The 12,182-nt window shown below is 72.3% G+C and carries 8 protein-coding genes; 3 read left to right on the top strand and 5 right to left on the bottom strand.

The window, feature by feature from the left end; genetic code table 11:
• The 3 genes from glgX to C667_RS14485 all read right to left on the bottom strand — a co-directional run.
• Positions 1-2,155: glycogen debranching protein GlgX (gene glgX / locus C667_RS14495; RefSeq protein ID WP_004367139.1), on the bottom strand; the 2,155-nt coding region annotated here is incomplete at its 3' end.
• A 34-nt stretch (positions 2,156-2,189) separates the two neighbouring features.
• On the bottom strand, positions 2,190-4,382 hold the full coding sequence (gene glgB / locus C667_RS14490) for a 1,4-alpha-glucan branching protein GlgB (RefSeq protein ID WP_004367138.1): 2,193 nt from the start codon (positions 4,380-4,382) through the stop codon (positions 2,190-2,192).
• Between the two features lie 667 nt (positions 4,383-5,049).
• On the bottom strand, positions 5,050-6,060 hold the full coding sequence (locus C667_RS14485; protein WP_004367135.1) for a glucokinase: 1,011 nt from the start codon (positions 6,058-6,060) through the stop codon (positions 5,050-5,052).
• Between the two features lie 388 nt (positions 6,061-6,448).
• Between C667_RS14485 and C667_RS14480 the strand changes: the two genes are divergently transcribed.
• On the top strand, positions 6,449-8,164 hold the full coding sequence (locus C667_RS14480) for a glycoside hydrolase family 13 protein (protein WP_083881329.1): 1,716 nt from the start codon (positions 6,449-6,451) through the stop codon (positions 8,162-8,164).
• A gap of 340 nt (positions 8,165-8,504) precedes the next feature.
• Here C667_RS14480 and C667_RS14475 read toward each other — a convergent pair whose 3' ends face one another.
• Positions 8,505-9,335, bottom strand: a complete 831-nt coding sequence (locus C667_RS14475) for an SIR2 family NAD-dependent protein deacylase (protein ID WP_004367130.1) — start codon at positions 9,333-9,335, stop codon at positions 8,505-8,507.
• Between the two features lie 293 nt (positions 9,336-9,628).
• On the opposite strand from C667_RS14475, the gene C667_RS14470 reads away from it, so the two are divergent.
• Positions 9,629-10,111 (top strand): META domain-containing protein, encoded by a 483-nt coding sequence (locus C667_RS14470; RefSeq protein ID WP_004367128.1) that lies wholly within the window; start codon positions 9,629-9,631, stop codon positions 10,109-10,111.
• A gap of 92 nt (positions 10,112-10,203) precedes the next feature.
• The gene (locus tag C667_RS14465; protein ID WP_157302345.1) at positions 10,204-11,151 is read left to right on the top strand and encodes a copper resistance protein NlpE N-terminal domain-containing protein; all 948 of its coding nucleotides are present in this window, start codon (positions 10,204-10,206) and stop codon (positions 11,149-11,151) included.
• 36 nt (positions 11,152-11,187) lie between these two features.
• Here the strand turns inward: C667_RS14465 and torT are convergent.
• Positions 11,188-12,182: TMAO reductase system periplasmic protein TorT (gene torT, locus C667_RS14460; protein ID WP_004367124.1), on the bottom strand; the 995-nt coding region annotated here is incomplete at its 5' end.

Genomic DNA, 12,182 nt, shown 5'->3' with positions numbered 1-12,182 from the left:
GCGCGGGCGCGGCGGCATCCGGCGACGACGTGGCGGCGAGTGGCGCGACCCCGTGCCCGGCCGTGCGCGACGCGTGCCCGGGCGGGTGCAGCACGATCGCCAGCGCACGCTCGCACGGGTCGTTCCAGTCGGACGCGTACAGCGCGGTGCCGTCGGGGTGCAGCCAGCGCACGCTCGCCGCCTCGCCGTGCTCCGGGCCGCGCAGCCAGGCGGCCTGGCGCAGCGCGGGGTGGGCGGCGCGCAGGGCGAGCAGCCTCTGCACGCAGGCGAGCAGCGCGCGGTCGGCCCCCGCCCAGTCCAGCCAGGTCGTCTCGTTGTCCTGGCAGTAGGCGTTGTTGTTGCCGCCCTGGCTGTGGCCTAGCTCGTCGCCGGCGAGCAGCATCGGCGTGCCCTGGGCGAGCAGCAGGCTGGCGAGCAGGGCACGCTGCAGGCGGGCGCGCAGGGCGAGCACGGCGGGGTCGTCGCTCGGGCCTTCCACGCCGCAGTTCCACGAGTGGTTGTGCGCATGGCCGTCGCGGTTGTGCTCGCCGTTGGCCGCGTTGTGGCGGTGGTCGTGGCTCACCAGGTCGCGCAACCCGAAGCCGTCGTGCGCGCACAGGAAGTTGATGCTGGCGGTGGGGGCGCGGCGGTCGTGGTCGAACTCCGCCGCCGAGCCCGCGAAGCGGTGGGCGAACGCGCCGCGGTCGCCGGCTGCGCACAGCCACCAGGCGCGCATCGTGTCGCGGAAGCGGTCGTTCCATTCCATCCAGCCGGGCGCGAACCCGCCCAGCCGGTAGCCGTCCGGGCCCAGGTCCCAGGGCTCCCCGATCCACTTCAGGCGGGCGAGCAGCGGGTCGCCGGCGATGGCGGCGAAGAGCGCTGCGCCGGCATCGAAGTGGCCGTGGCGGTCGCGCCCGGTGGTCACCGCAAGATCGAGGCGGAAGCCGTCCACGCGGTAGCGCGTGGCCCAGTGGCGCAGCGCGCCCATGACCAGCTCGACCAGGCGCGGCTCGCCCAGGTTCACCGCGTTGCCGCAGCCGCTCCAGTCGCGGTAGCGCGCGGGGTCCTGCGGGTCGAGGTGGTAGGCGCGCACGTTGGCCAGCCCGCGCAGCGACAGCAGCGGCCCGTCGGCGTCGAGCTCGGCGGTGTGGTTGAAGACCACGTCGAGCACCACCTCGAAGCCGGCGGCGTGCAGGGCGTCGATCGCCTCGGCGAGCTCGTCGGCCGGGGTGGTGCCGGGGCGGCCGCTCCAGTAGCGCGGCTCGGGCGCGAGCCAGGCTGCGGGCGCGTAGCCCCAGTGGTTGGCGAGGCCGCGCCGCTGCAGCGCCGCCTCGTCGGCGCGAAAGTGCAGCGGCAGCAGGCTCAGCGTGGTGATGCCGAGCGCGCGGTAGTGCTCGAGCATCACCGGGTGGGCGAGGGCCGCATAGCTGCCGCGCAGCGCCGGCGGGAGGTCGGGGTGGCGCATCGTCAGCGCGCGCACGTGGGCCTCGTAGAGCACCGTGCGATCGCGCGGGATGCGGGGGCGGGAAGGGCGTCCGGCCGTCGCCATGGGGACGGGCACGCGTGCCTCGGGGACAGGCACGCGTGCCTTGGGGGCGAAGACGGCGTTGTCGCGCAGGTCTGGCAGGTGCGGATCGTCGTCGCGGGCGGCGCGGAACGCGGCCAGCCTTGCCGCCAGCGCCGCGTCGTCGGCCGCGCCCGGCCCCTGGTTGCCGTAGCTGCCCACCACCTCCTGCGCCCAGGGGTCGAGCAGCAGCTTGGCCGGGTTGAACCAGTGCCCGCGCTGCGGCGCCCACGGGCCGTGGGCGCGCAGGCCATACACCAGGCCGGTCGCGCCGGCGGGCAGGAAGCCGTGCCAGACGCCCTCGCTGCAGGCCGGCAGCCTCAGGCGCTGGCGTTCCTCGCAGCCGGCGGCATCGAAGAGGCAGAGCTCGATCGCTTCGGCGTCCGGCGCCCACACGGCGAAATTTACCCCGGCCTCGCCGGCGTCCTCGGCCAGGCTGGCGCCGAGCGGCCACGGCTGTCCGGGACGCAGGGCCGGGGCGCATTTCGCGCCGGCCGGGGGGATGCGATCCGCCGCCAGGGCGGCCCGATCCGCGGCCGCGCCGAGGCACTCGCCGTCAGGGGCGGACTCGTGCCGGCGGGTCGGGAGGGAGTCGGGGAGCGGGGCGCTCATCGCGGCGATCTCGTGGGCCGTGCGTCCAGGCGTCTCAATCCTCGCGCACGAACATCGCCACGCCCAGCGGCGGCAGGCGCAGCACCATCGATTGCGCCTCGCCCTGCCAGGGCACCGACTCGGCTTGCAGCGTGCCGTTGGTGACACCCGAGCCGCCATACACCGCGTCGTCCGTGTTGATCAGCTCGCGCCAGACGCCCGCAACCGGCACGCCGATGCGCCAGCCCTCGCGCACCACCGGGGTGAAGTTGCACACCACCACCACGCCGCGGCCGTCGCGCGCGCGGCGCTCGAAGACCAGCACCGAGTGCGCCGCGTCGTCGTGGGAGATCCAGCGGAAGCCCGCGCTCGCCGTGTCCAGCTCGTACAGCGCCGGATGGCTGCGCAGCACGCGGTTGAGGTCGCGCACCAGGCGCTGCATGCCGGCGTGCGCAGGCTGCGCGAGCAGCGCCCAGGGCAGGCTGGCGTCGGCGTTCCATTCGGTCCACGGCGCGAACTCGCAGCCCATGAAGAGCAGCTTCTTGCCCGGATGCGCCCACATGTAGCCGTAGAGCAGGCGCAGGTTGGCGAACTTCTGCCAGTCGTCGCCGGGCATCTTGGCGAGCAGCGAGCCCTTGCCGTGCACCACCTCGTCGTGCGATAGCGGCAGCACGAAGTTCTCGCTGAAGGCATACACCAGCGAGAAGCGCAGCTGGTCGTGGTGGTGCCTGCGGTGCACCGGGTCGCGCGCCAGGTAGGCCAGCAGGTCGTTCATCCAGCCCATGTTCCACTTGTAGTGGAAGCCCAGGCCGCCGCCCTGCAGGTCGGGCGAGGGCGGGCGGCTGACGCCGGGGAAGGCGGTGGATTCCTCCGCGAGCGTGATCGCCTCGGGGCGCTGCGTGCCGACGAGGTGGTTCATGCGGCGCAGAAAGTCGATCGCCTCCAGGTTCTCGCGCCCGCCGAAACGGTTCGGCACCCACTCGCCGGCCTTGCGGCTGTAGTCTCGGTACAGCATCGAGGCCACCGCATCCACGCGCAGGCCGTCGGCGCCGAAGCGCTCGATCCAGTACAGCGCGTTGCTGGCGAGGTAGTTGCGCACCTCGGCGCGGCCGTAGTTGTAGATCAGCGTGTTCCAGTCCTGGTGGAAGCCCTCGCGCGGGTCGGCGTGCTCGTACAGGTGGGTGCCGTCGAACTCGGCCAGGCCGTGCGCGTCGCTCGGGAAGTGCGCCGGCACCCAGTCGAGGATCACCCCCAGCCCGGCCGCGCGCGCCGCGTCGGTGAAGGCACGGAAATCTTCCGGGGTGCCGAAGCGCACGCTCGGCGCGTACAGCCCGGTGGGCTGGTAGCCCCAGGAGCCGTCGAAGGGGTGCTCGTGCACCGGCAGCAGCTCGAGGTGGGTGAAGCCGAGCTCGACCGCGTAGGGCACGAGGCGCTCGGCGAGCTCGCGGTAGGACAGCCAGCCGCCGTCCTCCTTGTGCTGCCAGGAGCCGAGATGCACCTCGTAGATGCTGATTGGCGCGTCGAGCGCGTTGGCGCGCCGGCGCGCCTCGTCGATCGGCAGCCCGGGCAGCAGGCGCTGCACCACCGAGGCGGTGTGCGGACGCAACTCGGCGCGGAAGGCGAAGGGGTCGGCCTTGAGGCGGACGACGCCGTCGGCGCCGAGGACCTCGTACTTGTAGAGCTCGCCCTCGCCGATGCCGGGCAGGAAGATCTCCCACACGCCGCACTCGCGGCGGTGCCGCATCATGTGGCGGCGCCCGTCCCAGGCGTTGAAGCCGCCGACCACCGACACCCGGCGCGCGTTGGGCGCCCAGACGGCGAAGCGCGTGCCGGCCACCCCGTCGACCGTCACCGGGTGCGCGCCCAGCCACTCGTAGGGGCGGTGATGGCTGCCCTCGGCGAGCAGCCAGACGTCGAGATCCTCGATCAGCGGGCCGAAGCGGTAGGCGTCGTCGAAGCGAGTCTCGCCGCCGCCGTCCCAGCGCACGTGCAGGCGGTAGCGCAGCGGCAGCGAGCGTGCCGGGAGCGCGCCGATGAAGAGGGGGGAATCGTCCTGGGGCTGGAGCTCGAGGAGCGGACGGCCGTCGATGTCGAGCACCGCGACCGCCTGCGCACCAGGCAGCAGCGCGCGCAGCACCACTCCACCCGCGACCGCATGTGCGCCGAGCAGCGCGAAGGGATCGGGATGGCCCGCCTCCAGCAAGGACTGCAGCGACCCGCCGCCCAGCCGGGCCAGTTCCGGGTCCATCGCATTCAAGGGGGTTGCCGCAACGCTCGCTCGCGTAATTGCCTTGCCGGCCTGCCTTTCGCCGCGCATTTGCGCCTCTCCGGTTCGAGTGCCGGGGCTTTTCTTCGTTGCGTCGCAGCGAAACCGGCCCGACAGCCCCAAGGATAAAACTTTCGCGGGTTTTGCGCTGCAACGGATCACCCCCGAAGCCGCCCGCGCGCAGCAACCCCCACCACGCACCCGCAGCCCGTGCAGGAGCGGCGCCAGCCGCGAAAGCGGCCGCAGGGGGGCGACGTGGTCGCGGGCGATCGACGCCGTGTTCGCGCCTTGCGGCGCTCCTACACGATGCGTCACGCCCCGGCGCAATGTAGGAGCGGCGCCAGCCGCGAAAGCGGCCGTGCAGCCGGCGACATGGTCGCGGGCGATCGACGCCGTGTTCGCGCCTTGCGGCGCTCCTACACGATGCGTCACGCCCCGGCGCAATGTAGGAGCGGCGCCAGCCGCGAAAGCGGCCGTGCAGCCGGCGATGTGGTCGCGGGCGATCGACGCCGTGTTCGCGCCTTGCGGCGCTCCTACGGGATGCGTCACGCCCCGGCGCAATGTAGGAGCGGCGCGAGCCGCGAAAGCAGCCGCAGGGGGGCGACGTGGTCGCGGGCGATCGACGCCGTGTTCGCGCCTTGCGGCGCTCCTACAGGGCCTCCGGCTCGGCGAGGGACGTGAAGCCAACCTCGATCGCGCGATCCAGCGCCGCCGAGGCGCCGATGAGGGCGGCATGGGGGGCGAGGATCACCCAGGTCGGGACACGCTCGAGCCAGGGGCGGAAGCGGCCCTTGGCGAGGAAGCGCTCGCGGAAGCCGGAGCGCGGGAAGAAATCTCCAAGTCGCGGCACGATCCCGCCGCCGATATAAAGTCCGCCGCGCGCGCCCAGTGTGAGCGCGAGATCGCCCGCGACCGTGCCGAGCAGCGCGCAGAAGAGCTCCAGCGCCTCGAGACAATGGCGGCAGCCGCCGGCCCGCGCGTGATCGCTGATCTCCGCCGGCGTGCGCTCGACGGACGGTGCACCGTCGAGCGCACGCAAGGCATCGTGAAGCGCGACCAGACCCGGGCCGGAGAGCACCCGTTCGGCCGAGACATGGCCATGGCGTGCGCCGAGCCAGGCGACGACCGCGGCCTCGCGTGCGTTGCAGGCCGGCAGCGTCACATGCCCGCCTTCGCCCTGCAGCGGAACCCAGCCATCCGGCGCCGGAAGCAGCCCCGACACGCCGAGCCCGGTGCCGGCGCCGATCAGGGCGCGTGCGGCGCCGGCACGGGGCTCTCCACCACCGACACTGAGCAGGTCGCCGTCGCCGAGCGCGGGCAGCGAGAGCGCGAGCGCGGTGAAGTCGTTCACCACGGTCAGCCGGCGCAGGCCGAGCGCGGCGCGAAGCGCACCGATGGAGAAGCGCCAGGGATGATTGGTCATCGCCACCGCATCGCACTCGATCGGGGTGGCGATGCCGAAGGCGGCGAAGTCGGGCAACTGGGCGCCGGTATCCTCGAGCCACGCCCGCACCGCCGCCTCGGGACCGGCGTGCTCGGCGCAGCGGAGTGAGCGCAGCTGCGTCGGTGCGGCACCCGGTGCCGCGATGATGGCGAAGCGGGCGTTGGTGCCGCCGATGTCGGCGACCAGGCGAGGGTAGGGGGCGGAGAGGAGGTTCATGTCGTGCCAATTCTGCCACGCGCCGCCACACCTTGAAGGCTGCCGAATCGGATCGGTCGGCGGGCGCGCCGGTTCTGCCCCGACCGATCTTCACCGCGGTGTTCGCGCCTTGCGGCGCTCCTACATGAAACCACGCACGGCTCCCGGCGGCGCCGTAGGAGCGCCGCAAGGCGCGAACACGGCGTCGATCGCCCGCGACCACGTCGCCGGCTGCACGGCCGCTTTCGCGGCTGGCGCCGCTCCTACATTGCGCCGGGGCGTGACGCATCGTGCAGGAGCGCCGCAAGGCGCGAATGCGGCGCGTCGGTCCGCGCCGCGTCGTCATCCGGCGCACGCAGGCCTACAATCGAACGCGCCATCCCCGACAACCTGCCAGCGCGGTTCGATCATGTCCTCTACTGCTGCCACTGCCCCCGCGCCATCCGCCACGACGCACGCGACCCCCTGGTGGAAATCCGCCGTCGCCTATCAGCTCTATCCGCGCAGCTTCATGGACAGCGACGGCGACGGCATCGGCGACCTGCGCGGCGTCCTCACGCGGCTCGACTACCTGCAGTGGCTGGGCATCGACGTGATCTGGATCTGCCCGATCTTCGACTCCCCAAACGACGACAACGGCTACGACATCCGCGACTACCGCAAGATCCTGCCGACCTTCGGCACCATGGAAGACTTCGATCGCCTGCTCGCCGAAGTCCACCGCCGCGGCATGAAGCTGATCCTTGACCTGGTGCTCAACCACACCAGTGACGAGCACCCCTGGTTCCTCGAGTCGCGCGCCTCGACCGACAACCCCCGGCGCGACTGGTACATCTGGCGCGAGGGCCGCGACGGCCGTCCGCCCAACAACTGGGAGAGCATCTTCCGTGGCCCCGCGTGGACGCGGGACCCGGCCACCGGACAGTACTACCTGCACCTGTTCACCCGCCGCCAGCCCGACCTCGACTGGACCAACCCCGAGATGCGCGCGGCCTTCCACGACATCGTGCGCTGGTGGCTGGACAAGGGCATAGACGGCTTCCGCCTCGACGCGGTCAGCCACATCCGCAAGATGCCCGGCCTGCCCGACCTGCCCAATCCGCACGGGATGCCCTGGGTGCCGTCCTTCCCGATGCACATGAACGTCGACGGCGTGCTCGACACCATCGACGAGCTCTGCCGCGAGACCTTCCGCCGCTACGACGTGATGACGGTGGGCGAGGCCAACGGCGTCGGCCCGCGCGAGGCGGTGGAGTGGGTGGGCGCCGACCGCGGCCGGCTCGACATGATCTTCCAGTTCGAGCACCTCGCCCTGTGGTCGCGCGCGCCGGGCGCGCCGCTCGACGTGGTCGCGCTCAAGAAGGTCCTGTCGCGCTGGCAGCACGCGCTGCACGGCAAGGGCTGGAACGCGCTCTTCCTCGAGAACCACGACATCCCGCGCGTCGTCTCCAAGTGGGGCGACACCGGCGCGCTGTGGCGCGAGAGCGCGACGGCGCTGGCGACCATGTACTTCCTGATGGAGGGCACGCCCTTCATCTACCAGGGCCAGGAGATCGGCATGACCAGCGGCGTCTTCGAGCGCATCGAGGACTTCGACGACGTGCTGGCCAGGAACGACTACGCCCAGCGCCGCCTGGCGGGCGAGGACGAGCGCCCGATCATCGCCGACCTCGTCCTCACCGGCCGCGACCCGGCGCGCACGCCGATGCAGTGGGACGACGGCCCGCAGGCTGGCTTCACCCGCGGGCGGCCGTGGCTGGCGGTCAATCCCAACCACCGCCGCATCAACGTCGCCCAGCAGCGCCACGACCCGGCCTCGGTGCTCAACCACTACCGCCGCCTGATCGCGCTGCGCAAGGCCGAACCGGTGCTGGTGCACGGCGACTACCGCCTGCTGATGAAGGACGACGCACAGATCTTCGCCTACCAGCGCCGGCTCGACGGCGAGCGCATCGCGGTGATCGTCAACCTGAGCGCGAAGCCGGCGCGCTTCGATCACCCCGGCGTGGTGCTTCGCCACGAGCGCCTGCTGCTCGCCAACCGCGCGGTCGAACCGCACCCCGCGACGCACGCGCTCGACCTCGCGCCCTACGAGGCGCGTGTATACCGCGTCGGGAAAATGTAGGAGCGCCGGCAGGCGCGAATTGGGCGGTCGCGCACTCGACGTGCGTCGAGATCTCCAACGCCGCATTCGCGCCTGCCGGCGCTCCTACATGAAACCGGCGCAGGTTCAGCGCGGAAACCGGCGCGGGTTCGGCGCGGAAGCAGGCCCAGGTTTGGTCCGGAAACGGGCGATCGGTGATCGGCGCGCGTTGACCTCGGCCGCGGCGCCTCCGCACGCACCTGTAGGAGCGCCGGCAGGCGCGAATCGGGCGGTCGGGCGATCGACGCGCGTCGAAATCTCCAACGCCGCATTCGCGCCTGCCGGCGCTCCTACATGAAACCGGCGCAGGGAATGTGGCGGGTCAGCGGTGCTCGGCCAAGGCGCTGTGGATGGCGGCGATGCCTTCGAGCGCGCCGCAGCGCAGGTGGACGGCGCCAGCGAGGATCGTCCGCTCGGACTGCGGGTTGATGCGCGCCAGCCGACCGCTGATCGACTCGGCGAAGCGGCGTACGGTCGGCACGTTCTCGCCCGCGCCGAGCTCGATCACCACCGGCCGGCGGACGCGCTCCAGCCACGCGACGAGCGCCGCCTCCTGCACCTCGGTGCGCCGTGCAATCCACCCCCAGTCGCCGAACATCAGGATGTTCGGTCGCGCGATGCCGCCGCAATGCGGGCAGCGCGGGGGCTCGCCGAGCAGCCTGCAGGCCTCCTCGTCCACCTGCGGCTCGAAATCCCCAGCAGGCCACACCTCGCCACGGCAGGCGCGCTGGCACTGCAGATGGTGGATGGAGCCGTGCACCTCCATGATCCGCGCCTCCGCAAAGCCCGCCTTCTGGAACTGCCCATCCACGTTCGACGTGAAGACGAAGGCGCCGGCAGGCAGCCCCGCCGCGATCTCGCGCAGCAGCGCGAAGCCCCGATGCGGCACGGTGCGCCGGTACAGCGCCAGGCGATGTCCGTAGAACCCCCAGGCGAGCGCCGGATCGCGTTCGAACGCGGCCGGATTGGCGATCTCCTCGAAACGCAGGCGGGCGCGCCCGAGCGCCGGATAGGCACGCCAGAAGCCCGCGCTGCCCCGAAAGTCCGGCAGGCCCGAGTCCACCCCCATGCCCGCCCCGGCGGCGACGATCAGGCCGTCGGCCTCGCGGATCCAGCGGGCGATGCGGGCAGGCGGGTCGGCAGGCAGGCTCATCGGGGCGGGGAACGGAAAGCAGGGAACGGAAAGCGGGGAGTGGAGAGCGGAGAGCGCACCCCCGCAACACGCGCGTCGGGGGATGATCGGCCGGCAGTCCGTTGCGGCGGCACGCGTCGTGCAGATTCTGCCTGCTTTCGCGTCCATCCCCCGTGGCGAGATGAGCTTTCCCGGAAAAATCCCGCTGGATTACCTATATTGGGTACATGCTCCTCGGGCACAGACCGATGCTCGGAGGATTGTTCGGTCGCGCCACGGTCACCCATCCATCACCAAACGGAGAAACCGCAAACATGAACACCGCCAACACTGCCCGTTCCCTCGCCGTCCTCGCCGTCGCGGCCCTGCTCGCCGCCTGCTCGGGCAAGGGCATGACGCCGTTCACCAAGATCGACGGCAGCGACCCCGGCGCGCTCGGGAAGATGGACGGCAGCTGGACCGTGATCAACACCGGCGACACCAAGGTCGAGGGCATGACCCCGCCCGCGGTGGTGGTCTTCGACACCCGCGCCAAGGCGGTAACCGGCTTCGACGGCTGCAACGATTTCAAGGGCTCGTACAGCTTCGACCAGGGCCTGCTGAAGGCCAAGGTCTCCAGCACGCGGCGTGCCTGCACCAGCGACATGGCGCGCACGATCAGCGCCCGCCTCGGCGACCTCTTCACGCAGGGCGCCGAAGTGGTCGATACCAGCTTCATGGGCGCGCATGTGCTGATGCTCAAGAACGCGGGCGGCGACGTGCGCATGGGCTCGACCGAAGTGCTGCGCAAACCCTGATGCGCAGGCGGCGCTTTCGGATCGGGGCGGCGCCTGCGCTCGCCTGTCTGGCGTTGACAGGGCCCGCCGCGCACGCCACCTCCCAGGGGCCGGTGGCGGACGGACCCTATGTGGGCACGCTGCCGTGCGCCGATTGCGCCGGCATCCGCACCAGCCTCACCTTGTACACGATGGGGCAGGGCGGCTTGCCGCTGGTGTATCGGATGACGCGCGTCCATCTGGGCACCCCCTCCGGGGATCGCGGCGAGGAGTACATCGGCCCCTGGAGCCGAATCGACGCCGGCGCGGGGGAGACCGTGCGCATCGAGCCCCACGACGACGCCCGCCGGTCGAGCTTTCGGCGCGCCGGCGCCGACCGCCTGGTGCTGCTCGACCGCAGCGAGCAGCCCATCGCAACGCGGCAGGACCTTGCCCTCGTGCGCGATCGGGGTGCCGATGCGGCGCGCCTGACCGTGCCGCGCACGCTCTTCCGCGGCACGCTGCGGCGCGACGCCGGCAAGCTTCGGTTCGCCCCCTGCGGCGGCGGCAAGCCCTTCGATGCCCGCGACGTCTCGGCGGAGTCGGTGATCACCGCGGCCATCACCGATGCCGGCTTCGATACGCGCGGCGCGATCTACCTCGAGGCCTGGGGCGAGCGGCGCGACGGTGAGCTGCAGCTCGAGCGGCTGAACCGTGCGGGGCGCGACCTGGCCTGCCCGACGAGTGCACTCGGCCTCGCCGCGCATGGCAATGCGCCGTCCTGGCGCCTGGAGTCGGACCGCCAGGCGGTGCGCTTCAGCGGCGAAGGCGGCGAGTCCCTGAACATGCCGCCGCTCCCATTGTCCTGGCGCTGGCCCGTCGGGCGCCCGGATCGCGCGGAGGCCGTACTCGCCGGCGCCACCGAATCCGCGACGCTGCGCCTGCGGCTCTTTCGTCAGATCTGTCGCGATGTGTCGACCGGCACGGTGCATGGCTTTGGCGCGGCGCTCGCCGTGACACGCGCGGGCCCGCCGGTCGAATACACCGGCTGCGGCCACCTCGGCAACGAAGCGCTGTATTGAGGCAGCTTGCTCCGGCGCCTGCAGGTCGTCCCCGACTCAACGTCTGCCCGGCGCGATCTCGTAGACCGGCACGAAGCCCGCCGGCGGCAGCATCCACTGCGCCGGGAAGCGCGCCAGCGAGCGCTTGTCCACCAGCTCGACGCTCGGGCCGAGGTAGGGCTCGATGGGCTGGCCCTCCAGCGCCCGCAAGGCCTGGCGCACCGCCAGCCGGCCCTGCAGCACCGGGAAGTCGGTGACCGCGGCGAGGATGCGGCCGCGCAGGATGCCGCCATGGACCGCCGGGGTGAGGTAGGAGGACACGATCGCCGTCGAGCCCTCGCACCCGCGCCGGCGCAGCTCGGCGATCGCGGCCTCGGCCATGGGGGCGTTGCCGACCAGGTAGTCGAGCTGCGGCTGCTCGTCGAGCACCGCCTCGACCAGCCGGCGCTGGATGGCGCGGCCGGTGTCGCCGTGGCGCTCGGCGACGATGCGCACCGCGCTGCCCGCGATGCCGGCGCGGAAGCCGCGGTCGATGAAGCCCACCCAGTCGGCATCCGCCGGGCCGGGGATCCACGCGATGCGCGCGGCGGGGGCGCCGGCGGGGTGGCGCTCGGCGAGCCAGCGCCCGATCGTCCAGCCGAGCTGGTACCAGGGCACGGCGATGCGTGCGCGCACCACCTGCGGGTCGATGTCGTTCACCACCCCGAGCACGAGCCGGCGCTCGAGCTGCGGCGCGAGCAGTTCGTTGAGCCCGGCGCGGCTGACGGTGCCGATCAGCAGCGCATCGACCGCCGCATCCGCCAGGCACTCCGCCACGCGCGCGCGCTGGCGGGCGAGCTGCGCGTAGCCGCCGGCCTCGCGCACCCCCAGGCCGAGGCCGAGCGCGCGCGCCTCCTCGGTCATGCCGAAGTTCACCGCCAGCCAGTAGCTGTCCTTGAGGTGCGGGTAGATCGCGCACAGGCGCCAGCCGCGCGTGGGCGAGGGCGGCGCGATCTCGGGCGCCGCCACCGCCGCGGCGTCGGCCGCGCGATGATCGCCTTCCCAGCGTTGCA

It is taken from the genome of Thauera phenylacetica B4P (genome assembly GCF_000310225.1).
In the GTDB taxonomy this organism is placed as follows: Bacteria; Pseudomonadota; Gammaproteobacteria; order Burkholderiales; family Rhodocyclaceae; genus Thauera; species Thauera phenylacetica.
Note: the sequence above shows the minus strand (reverse complement) of the source record. Positions and strands in the feature narration are given on the sequence as shown.

Excerpts from the sequence above, each read along its gene's own strand:
- glgB (WP_004367138.1), bottom strand. The coding sequence starts at position 4,382 with ATGGACCCGGAACTGGCCCGGCTGGGCGGCGGGTCGCTGCAGTCCTTG.
- C667_RS14485 (WP_004367135.1), bottom strand. The coding sequence starts at position 6,060 with ATGAACCTCCTCTCCGCCCCCTACCCTCGCCTGGTCGCCGACATCGGC.
- C667_RS14480 (WP_083881329.1), top strand. The coding sequence starts at position 6,449 with ATGTCCTCTACTGCTGCCACTGCCCCCGCGCCATCCGCCACGACGCAC.
- C667_RS14475 (WP_004367130.1), bottom strand. The coding sequence starts at position 9,335 with ATGAGCCTGCCTGCCGACCCGCCTGCCCGCATCGCCCGCTGGATCCGC.
- C667_RS14470 (WP_004367128.1), top strand. The coding sequence starts at position 9,629 with ATGAACACCGCCAACACTGCCCGTTCCCTCGCCGTCCTCGCCGTCGCG.